The 21,004-nt window shown below is 64.3% G+C and carries 18 protein-coding genes; 11 read left to right on the top strand and 7 right to left on the bottom strand.

From position 1 onward, the window contains the following. Positions 1-126: 126 nt before the first annotated feature. Positions 127-2,172 (bottom strand): hypothetical protein, encoded by a 2,046-nt coding sequence (locus tag SLQ31_RS26195; RefSeq protein WP_319437066.1) that lies wholly within the window; start codon positions 2,170-2,172, stop codon positions 127-129. Positions 2,173-2,659: 487 nt separating this feature from the next. Between SLQ31_RS26195 and SLQ31_RS26190 the strand changes: the two genes are divergently transcribed. From SLQ31_RS26190 to SLQ31_RS26175, 4 genes are all read left to right on the top strand, one after another. Then, complete coding sequence (locus SLQ31_RS26190) at positions 2,660-4,027, top strand: polysaccharide biosynthesis tyrosine autokinase (protein ID WP_319437065.1); 1,368 nt, start codon at positions 2,660-2,662, stop codon at positions 4,025-4,027. A gap of 52 nt (positions 4,028-4,079) precedes the next feature. Continuing rightward, a complete protein-coding gene (locus tag SLQ31_RS26185) occupies positions 4,080-4,949 on the top strand; it encodes a DUF6492 family protein (RefSeq protein WP_319437064.1) in 870 nt (289 codons plus the stop codon). A gap of 229 nt (positions 4,950-5,178) precedes the next feature. Further along, positions 5,179-5,826: a WecB/TagA/CpsF family glycosyltransferase gene (locus SLQ31_RS26180; RefSeq protein WP_319437063.1), complete on the top strand. Its 648-nt coding sequence runs from the start codon at positions 5,179-5,181 to the stop codon at positions 5,824-5,826. Beyond that, complete coding sequence (locus SLQ31_RS26175; protein WP_319437062.1) at positions 5,823-6,674, top strand: glycosyltransferase family 2 protein; 852 nt, start codon at positions 5,823-5,825, stop codon at positions 6,672-6,674. Before SLQ31_RS26180 ends, SLQ31_RS26175 begins: the two co-directional genes overlap by 4 nt. Before the next feature lie 4 nt (positions 6,675-6,678). Here the strand turns inward: SLQ31_RS26175 and SLQ31_RS26170 are convergent, their stop codons facing one another. After that, positions 6,679-7,593: a glycosyltransferase family 2 protein gene (locus SLQ31_RS26170; RefSeq protein WP_319437061.1), complete on the bottom strand. Its 915-nt coding sequence runs from the start codon at positions 7,591-7,593 to the stop codon at positions 6,679-6,681. Positions 7,594-7,724: 131 nt separating this feature from the next. Between SLQ31_RS26170 and SLQ31_RS26165 the strand changes: the two genes are divergently transcribed. From SLQ31_RS26165 to SLQ31_RS26145, 5 genes are all read left to right on the top strand, one after another. Next, positions 7,725-9,008: an O-antigen ligase family protein gene (locus tag SLQ31_RS26165; RefSeq protein WP_319437060.1), complete on the top strand. Its 1,284-nt coding sequence runs from the start codon at positions 7,725-7,727 to the stop codon at positions 9,006-9,008. Positions 9,009-9,069: 61 nt separating this feature from the next. Continuing rightward, the gene (locus SLQ31_RS26160; RefSeq protein WP_319437059.1) at positions 9,070-10,125 is read left to right on the top strand and encodes a glycoside hydrolase family 6 protein; all 1,056 of its coding nucleotides are present in this window, start codon (positions 9,070-9,072) and stop codon (positions 10,123-10,125) included. Between the two features lie 201 nt (positions 10,126-10,326). Next, complete coding sequence (locus SLQ31_RS26155) at positions 10,327-11,862, top strand: lipopolysaccharide biosynthesis protein (RefSeq protein ID WP_319437058.1); 1,536 nt, start codon at positions 10,327-10,329, stop codon at positions 11,860-11,862. 79 nt (positions 11,863-11,941) lie between these two features. Further along, positions 11,942-13,024, top strand: a complete 1,083-nt coding sequence (locus SLQ31_RS26150; RefSeq protein WP_319437057.1) for a Gfo/Idh/MocA family oxidoreductase — start codon at positions 11,942-11,944, stop codon at positions 13,022-13,024. Then, a complete protein-coding gene (locus tag SLQ31_RS26145) occupies positions 13,021-14,103 on the top strand; it encodes an NAD(P)-dependent oxidoreductase (RefSeq protein ID WP_319437056.1) in 1,083 nt (360 codons plus the stop codon). The genes SLQ31_RS26150 and SLQ31_RS26145 overlap by 4 nt, the downstream gene beginning before the upstream one ends. A 5-nt stretch (positions 14,104-14,108) precedes the next feature. Here SLQ31_RS26145 and fgd read toward each other — a convergent pair whose 3' ends face one another. Further along, complete coding sequence (gene fgd, locus SLQ31_RS26140; RefSeq protein WP_319437055.1) at positions 14,109-15,119, bottom strand: glucose-6-phosphate dehydrogenase (coenzyme-F420); 1,011 nt, start codon at positions 15,117-15,119, stop codon at positions 14,109-14,111. Between the two features lie 76 nt (positions 15,120-15,195). Here fgd and SLQ31_RS26135 point away from each other — a divergent pair, with 76 nt between their 5' ends. Further along, entirely contained in the window at positions 15,196-15,930 is a 735-nt protein-coding gene (locus SLQ31_RS26135; RefSeq protein ID WP_319437054.1) for an MBL fold metallo-hydrolase, read from the top strand. On the opposite strand, the gene SLQ31_RS26130 is transcribed toward SLQ31_RS26135, so the two are convergent. The 4 genes from SLQ31_RS26130 to SLQ31_RS26115 all read right to left on the bottom strand — a co-directional run bounded on the left by SLQ31_RS26130 (position 15,912) and on the right by SLQ31_RS26115 (position 20,054). Continuing rightward, positions 15,912-17,279: an NtaA/DmoA family FMN-dependent monooxygenase gene (locus tag SLQ31_RS26130; protein ID WP_319437053.1), complete on the bottom strand. Its 1,368-nt coding sequence runs from the start codon at positions 17,277-17,279 to the stop codon at positions 15,912-15,914. The two genes, SLQ31_RS26135 and SLQ31_RS26130, sit on opposite strands and share 19 nt — an antisense overlap. Then, on the bottom strand, positions 17,276-18,388 hold the full coding sequence (locus SLQ31_RS26125) for an LLM class flavin-dependent oxidoreductase (protein ID WP_319437052.1): 1,113 nt from the start codon (positions 18,386-18,388) through the stop codon (positions 17,276-17,278). The genes SLQ31_RS26130 and SLQ31_RS26125 overlap by 4 nt, the downstream gene beginning before the upstream one ends. Beyond that, positions 18,385-19,488, bottom strand: a complete 1,104-nt coding sequence (locus tag SLQ31_RS26120) for an LLM class flavin-dependent oxidoreductase (protein ID WP_319437051.1) — start codon at positions 19,486-19,488, stop codon at positions 18,385-18,387. Before SLQ31_RS26120 ends, SLQ31_RS26125 begins: the two co-directional genes overlap by 4 nt. Before the next feature lie 80 nt (positions 19,489-19,568). After that, positions 19,569-20,054 carry a GNAT family N-acetyltransferase gene (locus SLQ31_RS26115; protein WP_319437049.1) on the bottom strand — a complete coding sequence of 162 codons (486 nt, stop codon included), beginning with the start codon at positions 20,052-20,054 and terminating at the stop codon, positions 19,569-19,571. 53 nt (positions 20,055-20,107) lie between these two features. Here SLQ31_RS26115 and SLQ31_RS26110 point away from each other — a divergent pair, with 53 nt between their 5' ends. Then, positions 20,108-20,971, top strand: coding sequence for an SDR family oxidoreductase (locus tag SLQ31_RS26110; protein ID WP_319437048.1), 864 nt, complete (start codon positions 20,108-20,110; stop codon positions 20,969-20,971). Positions 20,972-21,004 lie beyond the last annotated feature (33 nt).

Raw genomic sequence — 21,004 nt, 5'->3', positions numbered from 1 at the left:
TCCGCGTCGCTCATCTACCGGCCCCCCATTTCCGTAGGTTATGAGCAACCTTCGTCTGACGCAATGTCCCTCGGGCCGGAAAGCCGCCGCAACGCCGCAATACCGTCGGTGCCCGGCCGGGTTCTATCAAACCGAATCGTCTGGGCTGGGGGTATCGGCCAGTCGACGAGTTTCGCGGGCTCGGCGCCGAAGCAAGAACACGATCACCGCGACGACCGCGATGGCTGCGAGCACGCCCCCCGCAATGTAGGCGTAGAGCGCCAAATTGGAAGCGGCCGAACGTGTCGGCGCATCCGCAGTGGCGGTGGGTCGGACCGCGGCGTTGACCGGAGTGCCGGCCGCGCCTGCGGCAAGCACGTCACCGGTCAGTTGTGACCAGTCGCCGGTCGTCCCGTCGATATAGGTGAACAGCGGATCCAGCAGCGTCCAATCTGCAGTCGTCGTGACGAGAACGACAGAACGGTTGTGTTGCGGATCGGCGAAGGCCTGAATGGATCCCAGGCCTTTGTCGATGTTGAGCTGCAACTCCGACGAGAGCGCGAAGTTAACGTTCGAGCCGTTGCCGCTCACAGGTGGCTTCAGCGACGTTTGTTGAATTGCTTTGGAATCGGCCACAATCAGCGCGCCTGAAGTGCTTTCGACGGCCTTTTGGAGATCGACAACCTGTGGCGTGAGTTGGCTCTGGGAGAGACGCGCAATCGCGGCCAGGACCCGGGCGGCGTAGCTGAGCTGATTAGGGCCATTTCCGTCAAGCGCTACCAGAAATTTGGGGCTGAACTCGGACGGAAATGCATTGAAGCCGCCGGGCGGAGGGCCGCCACGGTGCATCGTGAGCGTTGATCGTGGGTCGACCTGGAATGTCATAGGCGCGACTAATGGCCCACACGGTTGATCGGGGGTATAGGTGAGCGCGAATTCCAGGTTGATGCTTTGTTCGTCGAGTGCCGGGCTGTCCAGATTGAACGTTGCGTCCAGACGTCCTGATTGATCGAGTGCGGCTCGATAGACAACAAGTTTTTGAGAGCGAATTGTGACAGATGCGGCATCGCGTGCGGGGAAAGGCGTGTAGTCGGCGAGCAGATGCACCTGAACATTGTCAGATCTGGCCCCCAGCGCTGCCCGCTGAATTGCGACCTGCAGGTTGCCCGTCCCGAAGACATCTGTTCTTTCGCCACCGATATTCAACTGCTTGAACGTCAGTGTGTCTCCGCCGAGGACAGCATCCGCTCCCGCCTTGTCGACGCGGGCCGTGGTCGACTGCGCCAGTGGCTGCAGTTCAGTGGCGATCAACGACACCTGCTTCGAGATCCCGTCGCCGTCGCCCGAGACCCGTAGGTAAGCGTCGGGTGCCCCGGGGTTTTCGACCGTGAGACCAGGATCGCCAGTCTCTACGACAACCGCACGATCTAGCCCGGAAGCCGGCGGCGGTACCGCGCCACGCGGTTGGTTGACGACCGTGATGGCCGTCAGCCGGGCCCCATAGATTCGCGCCAGCGCCGAGGTCAACGTCAGCACCGCCTGCTGTTCGGCGGCATTGGCGTCGGTCGCCGCATAGATCGTGACCTTGCCGAGCACGGGTGCAAAGAAGTTCGCGACCGTCGTCACGGGAAGCAGTGTCCCGGCGAACACCGTTGCCAGATTACTGATCTCCACTCGCGGGAGCGGGCCACAGATGCGGTCACGGTCATCGCGTGCGTGAAGTGTGAGCGTCAGGTCCGCCGATGAATCCCTCACACGCGCCGCTGATATATCGACATCGAACGGGGTCATTACCGAGCCGGGAGCCAAGACGGGCAGATCGACCGACGCCAGGAAATTGCCTTTGCTGTCGTCAATCTCGAGATAGCCGGCAGTAACATTGATCGGCGTGTGAATCATGCCCTGCAACCGCATAGCGGTCAGTCCGGCAAGTGTCGGCACCGAGTAACTGTTGCCACCCTCGCCGTACAAATTCACCGTGGATTGCAAACCAAGGGCAGACCACGGCAACGTAATGCCCCCGGGATTCGGTCCGGTATCCACGACGAGCGTGGGGTCGCCGGGTTCCGCATACGCCGAGCCGGCGAATGACCCCACAAACAGCGTGGGCATGACGAGGACCATCACCCAGACGAGCGCGCGCGTCACAACGCGACGCGAAGCCGGAAGCCGGACTGAACCGATCGAATTCACGCAGTTCCACTTTCGAGAGTTTTCGCCCCTGACAACCCGCCGCGGCTTAGCACTCTAGCAGGATCGGTGTGGCAAATCCGTTGGTCTTAACCATGACCGGGCGACGATTTGGTCAACGTGATCAATCAACCGGAGCCACATCGCCGCGACTGTGAAACCTTCTCGCGGCGGTCAGGCGGGCCGTGAGTGCTACCGTCATCGACAGGCACGGACTCCGGTGGCAGTCCCGCTCTCCCCTCCGGCGCCCACGTCGCTACCACTGATCTGCGCAACGATTTCCGGAGAAGGAGAGCCTGTGAGATTCCACGCCACGGCGACGGCCAATTGGACAAAGCGAGCGAATAGCAATCGCGGCAAACGGCGTGCGTGACACTCGTGTTGTCCTTGCCCCCCGGCGGGGATTCATCGCGCTATTGTCCATTCAAGGAGCAGGCCACCACTAACGTGCAGGATTCGCGATTTCTGGTGCCGACAAGTTTGGTGGAGTATGGACCTTCGTAGCTACCTCCGTATGCTGGCGCGACGCTGGCTTGTACTCGTGTCCGTGTTCGTCGTGGTCGGCGCAGCGCTAGTGGGTGCAACATTGCTCATCCCGTCGACCTACACCACCGACGTTCGGATTGTGTTCGCGCCCAACCTGTCCGCAGCTACCGAGATCGAAACCCGCAACACGACTGAGACGTATCTCGGGAATCGTATGAAGACTTACGCACAGCTGGTCACGACAGACCAAGTGCTCCAGCCCGTCATCGATTCGCTCAGCCTGGGTGTCACGGTGCCCGATCTGATCAGTCGGACAGAAGTAGCGATCCCGGCGGGCACTTCGGTGGTCAGCCTGACGGTGTCGGCGCCGACAGGTCCGGAGGCCGCCGCCACCGCCAATCGCATCGCCAGTCAGCTGCCGTGGGCCGTCGCCAGCCTCGAGGGCTCCGACACGATCGCTGACTCGCCAATCCGGGTCACCGTGCTTCAGCCCGCCGAGATTCCCTCGCACCCCTCATCTCCGAAGACCATGCTCAACCTGATCGTGGCGCTTGGGTTGGCGTTTGTCGCCGCGGTATTCGCGGCGGTGATCGTCGACAACTTCGATACCCGGGTGCGCAAGCGCCGTGATGTCACCGCGTTGGGCGTTCCGTACCTCGGCGGGATAACGACCGTACGTGGCGTCAAGGCCCGGGAGCTCTTGCAGTTCAAGGAGCTCGCACCGGCACTGAAGGCGATATTTCATCGCATCGCCATCGACGTTCTGTACGCGGCCGGTGAAACGCCGCCATTCATCGTCGTCACCTCAGCCCGGGCCGATGCCGGCAAGACAATGGTGGCCGCCAATATCGCAGGTGCGCTCGCCGATGCCGGGAACCACGTCGTCTTCATCGACGCCGATATTCGGGGAAGTCGGCTGGCTGCTCAGGTCGGCATCCCGCAGTCGCAGGGGATCACCGACCTGGTTTCCGGCCGCATGGAGCTCGACGAATCGCTGTTCCAGTGGAAGTGGGGCGGTTTCACCGTCATCCCGTGCGGTGCGAGCGCCATTGACGCCGGCGAGATGCTCGCCGGCGAGAAGTTCGGTGAGCTGATGCGAGAACTTGCCGGCTACTGCGACGTGATCATCGTCGACGCTCCGTCGATCACGAACTTGAGCGAGGCAGCGCTCTACACCCAGAACATTTCCAACGTCGTCGTTGTCGCCGAAGCGTCGCATACGCGACGCAAAGAGTTGGTACAGGTCACCAGCTCATTGCGGCACGCCGGCGCCAAGATGCTCGGTGTTGTGTTGACGCGAGTTCGCAAGGACGAGCCGTCGGCGCCGGCCGACGAAGAGCGTCAAATCGATGATGAAACACCGGTTCAATAATTCGTTGCACGACTAGCGTCGGGGTCGGTGGGAGAGCCCATATACTTCGCCGATGAACACCCCGGCCGCGAAGCCTCTCTCGTATGCGTTGGTAACGCCGAGCTTTCGCACGGATGTGGACCGCTGCGCATTGCTGGTCGAGAGCGTCGAGCGTTGGGCTGCACCGTATTTGCGGCACTATCTGGTCATCGACCGCCGAGACGTACCGATGTTCAAACGCTTCGAGTCGGCACGGACACAGATACTGATCGTCGAGGACATTGTTCCGAGCTGGCTGGTGCGGATTCCCGGCGTACGTAAATTCTGGTTCAGCTTTCGCACGCGGCCGGTCAAAAACTGGATCCTGCAGCAGATCGTCAAACTATCCATCCCCAACGCGGTCAATGACGACGTCCTGCTCTATACCGATTCCGATGTTTTTTACGTTGCGCCTTATGACCCCCGCGCGTACGAGCGCGACGGCAAGGTGCCGTTGTTTATCGAAACCGGGCAGCGCGGCAAAATCGCCGACAACGATTATTGGCAGGCCGTCAGTTCGCGGTTGCTCGGAATACCGGCGGAAGCGGAGGCTGATACCAACTACGTCGGCAACGCGATCTGCTGGCGGCGCGACAACGTGTTGGAGATGCAGCGCCGGATGGAAAGCGTCGCCCATCGGAGATGGGAACGTACCGTGGCGCCGCTGAGCCGATTTTCCGAGTATGTCCTCTACGGCCTGTACGTGACACGGGTGCTGGGCGAAGATTCGGGACATTGGAACGACGGCACGATCCGAACCCTGAGCCACTGGAATCCTGCCCCTCTGGATGTGGCTGGACTGCAGCAGCTGAAAGCGCAGCTGACGCCGCAATATCATTCGGTGATGGTGTCGGCGAAATCGAGGACTCCGGTCGAGGATATTCGCAAGGTGTTTTTCCAATAGGCGCCTGCGCATGCGCGTCGAGGGCGACCGGCCACTGGCCATCCACGGTCAAGATATAGTGGCCCGAAGCGTCGACCGAGAAATGGGGTGGCGGGTGTCGCGACCGATTGTCACACGCCATGCTCGCTTCAACATCTCCCAGATAAGCGAACCAGAGGTTATCGACGCCCTCTTGACGCGCAGCGCGCCGCTAGCCGCGGGAGCACCACACCTTGTCGTGACTCCGAACATGAATCATGTTGCGAGGCTTCAATCTTCAGCCGAGTTGGCATCGATCTACGAACGAGCCGAGCTCATTCTCGCGGACGGCTGGCCGGTTGTGCGCCTCGCGAAAAGTCTGGGTGCTGGGATTTCGGGCCGGTCCACCGGAAGTGGCATCACGCAGACCCTGGCCCATACGCGCGGCGAAGGACGCCGCATTTTTCTCGTCGGTGGCTCGACGCCATCGTCGCTCGCAGCTGCGTCGGCGGTCTTCCGTGAAAATGGTTGGCTCGTCGAGTCGGAACAAGCTCCCGTGGGGTGGCTCGGTTCAGCCGACAACGTCCGTGCGCTCGCTCAACGTGTGGCCGCATTCGAAGCCGACGTCGTGCTGGTAGGTGTCGGTTCTCCGTTACAGGAGCGGGTGGCCGTATGCCTGCTGGATGCGGAGGGTGTGACCGCTGTGCTGATGGGCGTCGGCGCTTCCATCGACTTCGTCGCCGGCGAGGAGGCCCGCCGCGCGCCGAAATGGATGCAGCGCCTCGGGATCGAGTGGCTCCACCGAATCCTGACCGATCCCGCCCGACTCTTGAAGCGCTACGTCGGTGACGTGGTTCCATTTGTGCAGGTTGTTCGGCAGTCTCACGCCGGTTCGAGAAAATGGGGGGAAGACCTATGACTCTGCTCATCGTCACGCCGATGTACAACGAGATCGACAACGTGGCGGGTCTCCTCGCCTGCCTCCAGGCGCAGCGATTCCGGGACTTTGACTGGGTAGTGGTCGACGACGGCAGCACCGATGGCACCGCCGACCGTCTCGCTCAAGTTGATACCGAGAAGTTCGCCACGCTGCTGTCGAAGACCAACGACGGCGGACTGCTCTCCGGGTCGGAGTTCAGGTCATGGCGTTTCGGCGTGGAGAGAGCGCTAGGGCAGAAACCGTATTCGCACGTGATGAAGTTGGACGCCGACGCGCGCCTGGCTCCGGACTACCTCGAACGGATCGTGGCGCTTGCCAGCGGTCCCGTCGGCGTAGCGGGCGGCGTCATCGCCACGAGGGGCATGGCCGAGCAGAAGTTCCACGTGCCCGGTGCGGTCAAGCTGTACACGATCGATGCGTACCGGGCGACAGAGTCGCTGGCGACGGCACACGGCTTCGATGCGATCGACGAGATCGCGGTCAACTACCACACGGGTTTGGAAACCCGCGTGGACACTGCCGCTCATTTCGAGTTGACGCGAGCTATCGGCGCAAGCGCAGGAGAGATCCAGGGGCGATACCGCAATGGCCGGACGAGTCGGTGGATCGGCTACGACTTCACTTACTTCCTCGTGCATTGCGCCCGCTACATTGCCCGACGTCCTTACGTGATCGGAGCGTTCGCGCTGCTGTGGGGCTACCTCACCGCGGGCCCCGGCCCGTTCGCACCGGAATTGAAGAAGGCGCACGCCCGGATGCAGCGAGCCAAGCTCGGGCGAGCCATCCGCAACCCGTTGGGCTTCTGGCGCGAGGCCTACAAAGTCTGACCCGCTAGCGGCTTCGCTTCGCCTTCCCGGATTGCGAATATTCTTCGATCTGGTAGTTGAAGAGCGCCGCAAATTGCCCGCACGCAAAGAACAGACTGAAATACGGTCTCGCCTGGAGGCCACGGCGTCTGGCCAACCCAATGGCGAGAAAGATGATTCCGTATCCGGCGCTCCGCACGCCTTTTCCCAACCCTGTCAACAACGAATCATGATGCTTGCGCCGCACTCGGATCTCGATGGCACCCTCGCGGATCGCTCGCCGGCGCACCCAACGCAACGACTGCCGGTCGAGCGGCACCTCTTCGTAAGCCACCGCGTCCGCGCAGAAGAGTATGGCGCCGCCTGACTTTCGGATCCCGCGGAAAAAGTCAGTGTCCTCACCGCCCGTCGCCCCGAACGAAGGGTCGAATCGGGGCGAGCCGGCACGAACCCACGCATCCCGGGCCAGCAAGGTGTTGCCCGCCGGTGCGGTAGGGAGAAGATCACCGTGCGCGGGAAAACGGCCGGCAAAGAAACCACCGCGTTGCACCCATTCCGGTGCGGGCTCAAGGAAGACGCTCTTGGTCGGACCTGGTACCACGGCCGCCTGTGTCTGTTCCGCATAGGCCGTCAGAGTGGTCAGCCAATCTGGGGACACCCACTCGTCGTCATCAACGAAGATGATCGCCCTGTATTGATCACTGAAGTGTTGAAGGGCCCGGTTGCGGGCAGCCGAGATACCCGGCTCTGGCTCCACCACATATATGGGGGCAAGCGGATGGTTGACCGCGACCGAACGCCCCGATCCCTCGGCATCATTGTCGACGACGACGACATCCACGTCCGACGACGCGATGGCCGCTTGCAGACTGTCGAGTATTCGCTGTAGTCCCGCTGGTCGGTGGTACGTAGCGATAGCGATCAGGTAACGGTCGGCCACTCCACGATTGTTGCATCGGCCGCTCCGGACCAGGAGCGCGTTGGCGCTCGCGGTGCGCACCGGCCGGTAACATCCAGGGGTCCCGCGTGCCGCCACCTCGGCATGGCCCGGGCAGTGCCAGTGGAGGGCCAATGCAACTGAGAGGCCGGCTGTACATCACCCCTGATGCCGCAGCCGTTCTGCTCATCGTCCTCCTGTGGTCCCGGGCAGTCGGCGCGCGCATCGCGCTATCGCTGACTGCGGACAAGGTGTTCGTCCCGGTCGGCCAAGAACCCATTTGGCCGCGCGCCGCCAGCTTGGTCTCGAGCCTGTCCTTCCTGCTGACCGCGGTTGTCAGCGTCGCCATCATCCTGTTCCGCATCAACCAGGTCACCCGACCGGGCCCGTGGCGCATCGTTGTGCTGTTGGCGCCCTGGGTGGTGATCCTGATTCGGAACCTGTATTCCGGCTCGCCGCCCGCCGAAAGCGTTCTCTACCTGCTCGTGGTGTTGGCCCTGGCCGCGTTGCGGCCAAGCCCTCGTGTGCTCGTCGCGCTGGGTGTACTCGTGGTGCTCACGGCGGTCATCGCGATTGCGTTCGGTTTCCTGATGCCGGACGCCGGCCGGGTGCGTGACGCAGACGGGACAGTGCGCGAGCGCATCGACAAGGCGGTGTTCCCCTCACTTGGCTTGCTGCAGGGCATGTTTACCGCGGAAAACATTCTGGGCCTGTATCTTTCGATCGGCGTCCCAGCGGTGGTCATGCTCCCCCGGTGGAGGTGGCGGCTGCCTTCGCTAGCGATCGTCGGGTTCGCCATCAGTTGGTCCTCCAGTCGCAATGCCATGCTTGCGACGGCGTTGATGCTCGTGGTGGGTGCCGCGGTCTGGGCGCTTGCGGAGTACGGACGGCGCCGTGCAGCATCAGCGGTGGCACGTGTTGCCGCCGTCGCGGCCGTCGTCATGATGAGTGTGCTGCCGTTGAGCGGATGGCTTTCCGGCGGGTGGGACGACGATGCTTACACAGCCCGTGGCGTCATCTGGAACGGCTCGCTGACGGAGTGGTGGTCGCGGGGGTTTGTGTTCGGTGTCGGCAGAGACTGGTATGCGCAAATCGCGGGGAGCGACTTGTCCCCGCTACCCAATGGGGCCTTCTCTGGCCACAATCAGTTCGTTCACTGGCTTACCACCGGCGGGGTCGTGCTCGCGTTCTTCGCTGTCGTATCGCTTCTCGTGCAGGCGTATGCCATCACGGTGCCGAGCAGCCGCTACCTCGCGGTCGCCGCAATGCTGGTCACCGGAACGTTCATCAGCGGTTGCTTCGAGGTGCCGCTGGGCTTCGTCGACAACGCGGTGTTCTGGACCGTGACGGTAATCCCGCTTGCGGTGTTGTTCTTGGCGCGACCCGAAGACACGCGGTACGAGATCGACACTCGATGAGCAGCGGGTGAAGCAACGAGCAAGGCGCGCCGTTCGCCCGACGGCATTGGCAGCAGCGGTCGTGATTATTCTGCTGGTGGTAATCGTCGCCCTCATCGATTCGCGGCGACCGCACGACTCCCCCGGTTCGGGGACGGTAGCGGGCAGCACGCCGGTCAACACGAGGTTGTATGCCGATCCCGATCTGCTGGCGATCGCCGCCGCGCGGGAGGATTCCCGTTTCGAGCTGATCGCGAAAACGCCGCAAGCCAAGTGGTTCAGCGATTGGTCCACCACCGCGACGGTCCGCAGTGACATCGGCGACTACCTCGCCGGCGCGGCGGCCGCGAATGCGGTCCCGGCGATCGTGCTCTACCGGATCCCTGCGCTCAATTGCACCCCCTGGCCAAGCGCGGGTGCGCGGAATGAGCAGGAGTACAAGGACTGGGTGGACGGCGCTGCCGCAGCGTTGAAGGGGCATCGCGACGCGATCGTCATCCTCGAACCCGATGCACTTCCGCAGCTGGGGCAGTGCGGGCAGGGCGACCGCCTTGGCATGCTGCGTTATGCGGTCGACGCGCTTTCGACCACGGGCGCTCGGGTTTATATCGACGCGGGACATGAGGAATGGTGGAGCGCAGCGGAAACCGCAGAACGGTTGAAAAGTGTTGGCGTCGATAAGGTTACGGGGTTCAGCCTCAATGTCTCGAACTACAACACGACGGACGGCGAGGTGCAGTTCGCCGAGAGCGTGCGGTCCGAACTCAGCAAGCTCGGTATCACCGACTCGCACTATGTGATCGACATCGGCCGGAACGGCGCGGGTCCGCAGGACGACACCTGCAACGCGCCGGGAGCTCGATTAGGAAATCCACCGCGGCTGTTCCGCGGCGGCGCACTCGATGGCCTTCTGTGGGTGAAGAATCCAGGAGAGACCGACGGAGCGTGCCGGGGTGGCCCGACAATCGGGTTTTGGCCGGATGCCGCCCTTGGTCTGCTCGGGCTGCACGGCGCTCCTCGGACTGATGAAAAATGGATCGCGGCGCTGTTGCTCACGGCCTGTGGCATTGCAACGGCGGCGCTGCTGGGTTGGGCTTCTGTGAAGAGGCGCCGCGACGGCGGTTCAGACCGCGTTTAGTCGCTGATGGTTCGGCGCATCCCAAATCTGCCCATCATCCAAGTGCCATGAGCATCCCAGCGATATGTTGTGGGCAGCGGTCATCGGAGGGGGCATCTACGACATCGCGGACGAATCAATCTTTCCTGCTCCGAATCGTGGAGGTAGCACCATGATCGCCGCGCATCGACCGGGACGCGGCCGTCTCAACGAAGGACGTTGATGGCGCAAAATTTTGCCCGCAACACGCTTTTTGGCTTCATTTCCGGCGCCGCTGTCACGCTGTCCGGATTCGTCGGCAGCGCGATTGCGGCACGACTGCTGGGGCCTGAAGATTTCGGCGTCGTTGCGTACGTCACGTGGTGCGTGACAGTCGCTGCGGCGGCCTCAACCTTGGGCAGCGACGTTGTGCAGCAGCGATTCATTCCGAACCTGCGTGCTGCCGGCAAAAACGACCAGGTAGATGGCCTTGTCGGAACAATCGTACGGCTGTCCGTGGTGGCTGCGGTCGCGGTCGGGGCGCTGTTGTTCGCCTTCCTTGACGGGCCGGGGAGAGGAGCGCTGCAAGGAGGTTCTCCACATTCACAGATCGTCGTGATCACGGTCGCCCTGATCTGGTTCCTCTGCTGGCGACTGTCCGACTTGTATCTGTTCAATCTGAGAGGCGAGCAACAATTCGACAAGGTCGCTCGCGTGTCCGGCGCCTCGGCCTTGATGAGGGTTGCCACGACTGTGGTGGGCGCCTGGCTGTTCGGGATTCCTGGCGCGCTGGCCGGCGGTATCGCCGCAACCTTCCTGCCGGCAAGCCGACTCTTTCCGCTGCTACGCCACAAGCCCCGCGTTGATCAGTCACTCAGGCGAGAACTCGTAGGGTTCGCGCTGGTGAGCTGGACGATCAGTCTGGTCGGCAATCTCCTGTTCGGCAGAACGCAGGTCGTCTTCCTCGAGCACTACGCCAGTATCAGTGCCGTCGGCATATTCGCGGTGGCGCTGACAGTGGCCGAAATGGCGGCGCAGCTGCCGCCCCTGTTTCTGTCGGCCCTGTTACCGCGTTTCAGCGAGCAGAGCGGCCGGGGCGCACACGAAGACATGCGGCGCCTCTACCGGACGATGACGTCGCTCATGGCGCTGGTGATGTTCCCGCTCTGCCTCGGCCTCGCGGCAATCACGCCGGTTTTGATACCGCTGGTTTTCGGTGCCGATTTCGCCGACGCCGTCCCGGTCGCGTCACTATTGCTGGTCGTCATCGCGATCAACAGTCTTGGCGGAACCGCTCTCCAGCTCACCTTGAGCCTGGGGAAGACTCGCATCCTGTTGATATCCAACGCTGTCGGCCTGGTGGGCGTGATCCTGCTGGGATTTCTCTTGATACCGCAATACGGCTTGATGGGCGCAGCCTGGTCACGCGGGATCATCCAGATCCTGGTCATAGCAATCGAAATGGTCTATGCGGCAACGAAACTAGGATTTTACCTACCGTTTCGCGCGCTGGGAGCGATCGCGCTTGCCGCTCTGGCACAGGGCGGGGCCGCCTATGCCATCGTCCAAAACATCGGCGGCCCAGTATCGTTGGTGCTTGCTATACCCGCTGCGATCCTTGTTTTCCTGGTCGCCGTCCGCGTGCTGAAAGTCATGCCGCTGGTGGACCCCGAGCTGACAAGTCGAATCATTTCGCACGCCCCGACCCGAGTGAAGCCGCTGGTTTCCCGCGTCCTGCGGCTGCTGTCACCGACAACGGGGCACGCTGAGCAGGATTGACCATTTTGCCAACCCCCGACGTATTAGGCTCGACCTGTTCATGAACCAGTGGGCCAGGCGCCGCGCAGAGAGGCTGTCGATGATCCGTGTCCTCGTGATCGGCGCAGGAGCAGTGGTCGAGGAGCACTACGTGCCCCCGCTACGCCGGCTGGAGAAAGCCAAGGCCATCCAGGTTGTGGGCGTCGTTGATCCCAACGAATCACGGGGACGACAGATCGCAGATCGGTTCAAGCAAGCACGTTCCTACCCGGACTGCCAGGCAGCGTTTCAGGACGGCTCGTACGAGCTGTCAATTGTTGCCTCGCCGGCCGGTTTCCACGCCGAGAATGCCTGTGCGGCATTCGAGCACGGTAGCCACGTGCTGTGCGAAAAGCCCATGACGACAACAGTGGCCGACGCGGATCGGATGAACGCCGCGGCCGCGAAAGCCGACCGCGTGCTGGGAGTGGCGTATCCACGGCGGTTCTATGCGAATTTTGCCGACGTCGCACGGCTTGTCGCGAGTGGCGAGCTCGGCGATGAACTCGAGTTCACCTACCGCGAAGGCAACACCTACGGCTGGCCGACTGCCACCGATGCGGTATTCCGCCGCGAGCGATCGGGTGGTGGTGCGCTGTTGGACATCGGCGTACACATGCTGGACCAGTTGACCTGGATCTTCGGTGATCCAGTGGTCAGCCGCTCTTACGATGACAGCTTCGACGGTGGCGTCGAGACGAATTCGCTTTTGGCGCTGACGTTTCCGCGGGCCCGCGGCATCATGCAAGTCAGCTGGGAGTACCCGTTGAACAATGGGCTGTGGATACGTGGCGCCCTAGGCGAAGTGATGCTCGATGGTGCCGACATCCGCACCTACCGCCGCAAAACGCCGCAGGGCTGGTCGCTGGTACCGGCGGAGACATCGTGGCCCGCGGACCTCAGCCCGACAGCCGAAAAACGGATACGCCCCGGCAACATCCGCCCGTGCTTTGATGCCGAATTGGTCGCGATGCTCAGGTGCATTCGCTATGGCGAAGCCTTGCCGGTGACCGGCGTCCAGGCCGCAAGCGTGCAAGCCGCCATCGAGCAGGCCTACGAGCGCGCTGAGCCACTGAGTTGCCCATGGCTGTCCGAAGAAGAACAGGTAGCCGCGCGAGCTAAGCACTGGAAGGCCGGCCCGTGACAAAGCCCATCGCAATCATCGGCGCCGGAGGCTTCGTCGGTGCGCGATTCATCGAGCGTGCCGAACTTCTCGGGGACATATCCCTGGTGCCCATCGTCCGATCCTCGCGCAGTCAAGGACGATTGGCGCGGTTCGGCAAGCGCACCGTGGTCGGTGACGCCGGCGATCCGGCATCCCTGGTTCCACTGATACAGGGATGCGGCATGGTGGTGAACCTGACGACGGGGGACGACCAGCGCGCAGTCAGCGACGCCCAGTCCATTCACACCGCCTGCCAGCAGGCTGACGTACCCCTCTTCGTACATACGAGTTCCGCCGAGGTTTTCGGAAGAGCGGAAGCACCAGATCTGACCGACGATTCCTTCCCCGGCGACGAGCATTGGATGGTCTACGCCCAAGCGAAAACAGCTGCCGAAGCGTGGTTGCGATCCCAGTCGGACGGGCCCGTGAAGGTTGTCATCCTGCGGCCGGGACTGATCTGGGGCCCCGGGTCTGGATGGTTGGTCAATCCGGCCAGGGAGTTGATCAACGGCACTGCCTACCTGTTCGACGACGGGCGCGGGATCTGCAACCTGATCCACGTGGACAACCTCATCGAGCACCTCGTTCAACTGGGGAAGTCGCCCCATCCCGAGTCCGGTGTCTTCAACGTCGCCGACAGCGAGACGATTTCCTGGGCGGATTTCTATGGCGCCATTGCTCGGGAAGTGGGCGTTGATCCCTCGACGATATGGCAGCTCGAACCAATGGAGTTCCGGGACAGCCGCATGCGCGCGATCCTCAACATCGCGCCGGCCCGCGCTCTCAAACGCCGGATGAGTGGTGACACCAAAGGCCGGCTCAAGCAGCAGTTGAACGACTGGCTCTCACCGCCGATTTCCGAAGCTCAACCCATTGTTCCCAAACCTACTGTGGATAAGCAGATTTGGTGGCTTCAGGGCACGCCGAAGAAACTACCGTCAACAGCATTCGCCGAACGCTATCCGGACTTGCAGCTTCGGCCGTTCGAGGACCTGATATCCGCCGCCGGTCAATGGCTGCGTTATGCGGGCTTCGAGCATCCGGACGCCCGCGGGTAAAGCACCTACCCCAGCCGCCGCAACCGCGGCTCCAGGTCCCTCTGGAAGAGATCGAGGAACCGGCGCTGGTCGTGGCCGGGGGCGTGGAAGACGAGGTGGTTGAGACCCCAGCCGACGTAGTCCTTGACCTTGTCGACGGCTTCGTCGGGATCCGAGGCGACGATCCAGCGCTTGGCCACCTGCTCGATGGGCAGCTCGTCGGCGGCCTTCTCCATCTCGAGCGGGTCGTGAATGTTGGTCTTCTGCTCGGCCGTCAGTGACAGCGGCGCCCAGAACCGGGTGTTCTCCAACGCCAGTTCGGGATCGGTGTCATACGAGATCTTGATCTCGATCATCCGGTCGATGTCGTCGGGGTTCTTCCCGGCCGCCTCGGCGCCCTCGCGCATCGCGGGGATGAGCTTGTCCTTGTAGAGCTCCTCGCCCTTGCCAGAGGTGCAGATGAAGCCGTCACCGGCCCGGCCGGCGTACTTGGCCACCTGGGGTCCGCCCGCGGCGATGTAGATCGGGATACCGCCTTCGGGGACGTCGTAGATCGAGGCGCCCTTGGTCTTGTAGTACTCACCCTCGAAATCGACGCGGTCGCCGAGCCAGAGTTCGCGCATCAGGCGGACGGATTCACGCAGCCGCGCGTAGCGCTCCTTGAACTCGGGCCACTCACCTTCGTAGCCGGTGGCGATCTCGTTCAGGGACTCACCGGTGCCGACGCCGAGGAAGATCCGGTCCGGATACAGGCACCCCATCGTCGCGAAGGCCTGCGCGATGACCGCCGGGTTGTACCGGAACGTGGGGGTCAGCACCGAGGTGCCGAGGACCAGCCGCTTAGTGCGCTCACCCACCGCCGTCATCCACGCCAGAGAGAACGGCGCGTGCCCGCCCTCGTGACGCCAGGGCTGAAAGTGGTCGCTGACCGTCGCACTGTCCATCCCGTGCGCCTCGGCGAGCACCGCCAGCTCGACCAACTCACGTGGCGCGAACTGCTCCGCCGACGCCTTGTATCCCAGTTTCAGTTCAGCCACGCCCTCGTTTCTACTCTCTTCGCTCGCGCAGTGAGCGACGAGGTCCTGCTCGCGCGCGGGGTTCTAAACTCGCGGCATGGCCGTGGCCCTGACAGCAATCACCGAACGCGTCCACATGGCGCAAACACCACTGGTCAACTGGACGGTGGTCACCGACGACGCCGGCGTCATGTTGATCGACGCCGGTTTCCCCGGTCACCGCGACGATGTCCTGGCATCGCTGGCCCAGCTCGGATTCGGCCCGGCGGATGTCACGGCGATCCTGCTGACCCACGCCCACGTCGACCATTTCGGCTCGGCCATCTGGTTCGCCAAGACCCACGGCACCCCGGTCTACTGCCACGCCGACGAGGTGGGCCACGCCAAACGCGAATACCTGCAGCAGGCTTCGCCGGTCGACCTGATGTTGCACGCCTGGCAGCCGCGGTGGGTGAAGTGGTCGCTGGACATCGCCCGCAAGGGCGCCCTCGTGCACGAGGGCATCCCGTCGACCGGCGCACTCACCGAAGATGTTGCCGAACGCCTGCCCGGCCGGCCGCTGGCCATACCGACCCCGGGGCATACCGGCGGCCACTGCTCCTACATCGTCGACGGCGTGCTGGTCAGCGGCGACGCCCTGGTGACCGGGCATCCGCTGTCGCGGGGCAACGGTCCCCAGCTACTGCACCGGGTCTTCAACCACGACGAGCCGGGCTGCGTGCGCAGCCTGTCCGCGCTGGCGATGCTGGAAACCGATGTGCTGATTCCCGGCCACGGCGACCTGTGGGTCGGGCCGATCCGCGAGGCCGCGCGTCAGGCCACGCCGCGCTGAGTCGCGCTGTCCGACGAGCCGAGCCCTAGATTTTCCCGCAGCGTGGCGCCGCGATACTCGGTGCGGAACACGCCGCGCTCCTGCAGCAACGGCACCACGGTGTCGATGAACTCGTCCAGCCCGTGCGGAGTCAGGTGCGGCACCAGGATGAACCCGTCGCAGGCGTCGGCCTGCACATGCTCGTCGATCTCGGCAGCGACATGCTCCGCGGTTCCGACGAACTGTTGACGGCTGGTGACCGCGATGACGAGTTCGCGAATCGACAGCTTGTCGGCTTCAGCCCGCTCCCGCCAGGATGCGGCAAGCGCCTTGGGGTCGCCGTGGCGCACCCGGCCCTGGGTGATGCTCGGGTCATCGACGGGTTCGACATCGGGTAGCGGACCGTCCGGGTCGTAGCCCGACAGGTCGCGCTGCCAGACCTGTTCGAGCATCGCGATCGCGGTCTGCGGGGTGACCTGCTGGCGGCGGATGAACCGCGCTCTCTCCTCGGCGTCGGCGGCGCTGTCGCCGAGAACGAATGTCGCGGCGGGAAAGACCTTGAGGTCATCCGGATTTCGGCCATGCGCCACGGCGCGGGCCTTCACGTCCGCGTAGTAGCGCTGGCCGTCGTCCAGCGCGCCGTGCCCGGTGAACAGGGCGTCGGCGTGTTTGGCGCCGAAGTCTCGGCCTTCGCTGGAGTCACCGGCCTGCAGGAGGATCGGATGACCCTGCGGTCCGGCGGGCAGCGTGGCCACGCCGCGGACGTTGAACTGCGGCCCGCGATGGGACACCGTCTGGATGCGATCCGGGTCGACGTAGATGCCGGAGTCCGGATCGGCGATCACGGCGTCGGCGGCCCAGCTGTCCCAGAGATCGCGGGCGACGGTGATGAACTCCTCGGCCCGCCGGTAGCGATCGGCGTGGTCGAGAAAGCCACCGCGCCTGAAGTTTTCGCCGGTGAACGCATCTGATGAGGTCACCATGTTCCACGCGGCGCGGCCCTCGGACAAGTGATCGAGGCTGGCGAACTGCCGGGACACCTCGAACGGTTCGTTGAACGTGGTGTTGATGGTGCCGGCCAGGCCGACGTGCTCGGTGACCGCCGCAAGCGCCGCGAGCACGGTGAAGGTGTCCGGGCGGCCGACGACATCCAGATCGTGGATCCGCCCGCGGTGCTCGCGCAGCCGCAATCCCTCGGCGAGGAAGAAGAAGTCGAACAGCCCCTGCTCGGCCTTGCGGGCGAGGTGGACGAACGAGTCGAATTCGACCTGGCTGCCGGATTCCGGGTCAGACCACACCGTGGTGTTGTTCACCCCGGGGAAATGTGCGCCAAGGTGAATCTGCTTGCGTTGCTTTCCTTCTCGTATCATCCCGTCACGCCCCAACGTTTGGCCAGCAGTTCGAATGAGCGCAGCCGGTCGGCGTGGCGGTGGGTGGCCGTCGTCACCACCAGCTCGTCGGCACCGGTAACGCGTTGCAGGGCAATGAGTTTCTCGGACACCTCGTCGGCGTCGCCGACGAATTGGGTGGCGAGTCGATCCTCGACGACGGCGCGCTGATCGTCGGCCAGCGGTACCACCGTGTCGGGATCCGGATACGGTTCCGCCCCGCCCTGTGCCCGAATGGAATACACCCACTGACCGAATGGCGCGGCGAGATGCCGTGCGGTGGCGGAGTCGTCGGCGACGAGGACGTCGGCCGAGACCACCACGTGTGGCTTCGATAGCTGCGGCGACGGGGTGAACGCCGCCCGGTATGCGTCGACGGCGTCCAATGCCGAGCTCGGGGTGATGTGGTAGCTCGCCACGAATGGCAGGCCCCGCGCGCCGGCGACCTCGGCACTCTGGCCCTTGCTGCTGCCGAAGACCCACGGGGTCAGGCCTGAGCCCTCCCCTGGCACCGCGTGCACCGGGTATCCGTCCACGGTGTGGCTGCCGTCCAGCAGCGCCAGGATGTCACCGACCTGTTCGGCGAAGTCCGGCGGGACGGCCTCGGGCTGGGTGAGAACCGTTGACAGCGCCCGCATCCTGGGGCTGGCCAGCAGCGCCCGCACGTCGAATGGTGCCGGCACCACCACCCCGTCGATCTCGCGCCACGGCACGTCGGGCCGGGGCGTCAGATCGCCCCGCTCGACTTCCTTGCGCCGCTGACCAGAGCGACCGAGCCCCAGGTCGATGCGCCCGGGGTGGAACTGCTCGAGCATGCCGAAGCTTTCCACCACGGCCAGTGCCGTGGTGTAGCCGAGTTGGACCGCCGCGGCGCCGACCCTGATCCGTTCGGTGGCCGCGGCGATCTGGCCGATCAACACCGCGGGCGCCGAGCTCGCGACGGCGACGAAGTGGTGCTCGGCGACCCAGTAGCGCCGATACCCCCACTGCTCGGCATGGCGAGCCAGGTCGACGGTGTTGCGGAGCGCGGACGCCGCGTCACACCCGGCGCTGATCGGCGACAGGTCCAGGATCGACAGCGGGACGCTCACGACAGCCCGGCCTTGGCATAGCGGTTGACCACTGCCGGCAACCCGAACCGTTCGCGCAGAGTTTCATCGTCGCGGTAACCGGTGCGGAATCGCCCGGCTCGCTGCAGCAGCGGAACCACCTCGTCGGCGATCACGGGTAGGTCGGTGGCATGGACCGCGGGGCGCAGCCGGAACCCGGCCAGGCCGAGATCATGCCAGCCCAGCAGCAACTCGGCCAGTTGCGCCGCACTTCCTGCGAATACCAGTGCATCGGAACGGAACTCACCGTCGCCGCCGAAGCTGACCACCACGTCGGCGATCACCCTGGGGTGGCCACCCGCGGCGTCGACCTGACCCAAGATCTCCAGGAGCGACGCCTCGTCGGTCGGTGTGACAAAGACCAGATCGGCAGCGGCGGCGGCGAATTCGTAGACAGGCTGGGCGTGCGCGAGTGCGGCGATCACGGGTTGACCCTGGGGCGGACGCGGCGTGATCGACGGGCCCTTCACCGAAAAGTGCGGTCCGGTGAAATCGATGTAGTGCAGCTTCTCGCGGTCGACGTAACGGCCGGTGGCGACGTCGCGAATGACGGCGTCGTCCTCCCAGCTGTCCCACAACCGTCGTACCACCTCGACGAAATCAGCTGCCTCGTCGAATAATTCACCACCCTCGGGCGCAGTCCGCCGCCCGAACGAGGCCGCCTCGTAGGCCGCCGGACTGACCCGGGCCTGCCAGCCGGCGCGGCCGTGCGAGAGGAAATCCAGTGTCGCGATCGCTTTGGAGACGTGAAACGGCTCGGTGTGGGTCACGGTGGCCACCGGAATGAGCCCGATGTGGTGGGTCAGCGGGGCGATCCTGGCCGCCACCAGGACGGCGTCGGCGCGGCCGGCCAGCCGGCGCGGGTCGATTTCTTCCCGGCGCCCCGGCTGGGCACTGAAGCTGTCGTCGACGGTGAGGAAGTCCAGCAGGCCGCGTTCGGCGGTGGCGGCAAGCTGAGCCCAGTGCCGTCCCGAGGTCACCGACGCAGCGGAAGCATCAGCGGCCAGGGCGTGCCGCCACGCCTGCGGATGCCAGCCGTACCCGTCGAGTGCGACGCCGAGATGAAGAAGGTTTTGCGCCATCACACAACTGTCTAACGCGCGGCGGCAGAACGCATTCCGGAACCCGGGGTTGTACTCACCCTGATTTCAAATTCGCCCAGCTAAGCCTTCGATAGCGCCTTGACGAAGGCCACCGGAAACACGTCCCCCTGGCTGGGCAGCGGCTCGGCGAGCCGGGCGTAGCCGGCGCTGTCGTAGAGCGCTTCGGCTTCAGGCTGCCGGTTGCCGGTGGTCAGGTAGATCCGGCGATATCCGCGATCGGCGATCTCGGCCTCCAGCGCGGCGAGAAGCATCGTGGCATACCCCCGGCGCCGGCTTCGGCTGTCGGTCCAGATCCGCTTGAGTTCGGCGGTGTCGTCATCGAAACGGCAGAACGCCCCGCCGGTCACCGGTTTGTCGTCGAGCAATCCCATGAGCATGCCGCCGCCGGGCGGGTCGAACGTTCCGGCCGGATGGCTGCGCAGCCACCTCGCGACGCCCGCTTCGGTGCCGTCGTAGCGGCTGGCGTACTCAATGGCGAGCTCGGCCAGCAGCGGTTGAGCCAGCTCGTCGTCGGTGTGAACTGGGACGAAGCGCAATCCGGTCACCGGGCCATTCTGCCCCTTTCACCCCAAAGTTGACACCTGTAAAGTCGCTGTTCATGGACAACATCCGTGGCAAGACGATCGCCATCACCGGTGCTGCCCGGGGAATCGGTTTCGCCACCGCCCGGGCGCTGCTGCAGCGCGGCGCGCGCGTGGTGATCGGCGACCGGGACGTGGCGCTGGAAGAGTCGGCCGTCGCCCAGCTGACCAAGCTCGGCCCGGTCTCGGGCTACCCGCTCGACGTCAGCGATCCCGAATCGTTCGCGACCTTCCTGGACAAGGCCCGCGCCGACGGCGGTGGCCACATCGACGTGCTGATCAACAACGCCGGCGTCATGCCCGTCGGCCCATTCCTCTCTCACTCCGAACAGGCGGTCCGCACCGCAGTCGAGGTCAACCTCTACGGCGTGATCACCGGCTGCCGGCTGGTCTTGCCGGAGATGGTCCGGCGCCGCGGCGGCCACATCGTCAACATCGCCTCGATGGCCGGCATGCTGGCCGTGCCCGGGCAGGCGCTCTACGCCGGAACCAAATTCGCGGTCGTCGGCCTGTCGACCGGACTGGCCGACGAATACGCGCCGCAGGGCGTCCACATCAGTTGTGTCATGCCGACATTCACCAACACCGAGCTGATCTCGGGTACGCACACCACCGCCGCCACCAAACCGGTGCAGCCCGAGGACATCGCCGCCGCGGTGGTCAAGGCACTGGACAAGCCGACAACCGCGATCTCGGTGCCCAACTATTCGCGCTTCCTGGCCGCCGCGGTGATGTTCCTGCCGCCGCGTGGGCGGCGCTGGCTGTCCAACAAGATGGGTACTGACCGGGTCTTCCTCGACTTCGACACCACCGCCCGCGCCGCCTACGAGAAGCGGGCCCAGACCGCCACCGGCGTGGTGGAGACCCCGGATAAGGATTAGCCCACTGCCGCTGAGTTCTGTTGTGAGCATTGA

The organism is Mycobacterium sp. RTGN5, assembly GCF_033804465.1.
Lineage (GTDB): Bacteria > Actinomycetota > Actinomycetes > Mycobacteriales > Mycobacteriaceae > Mycobacterium.
This window is presented reverse-complemented; position numbering and strand designations above follow the sequence as displayed.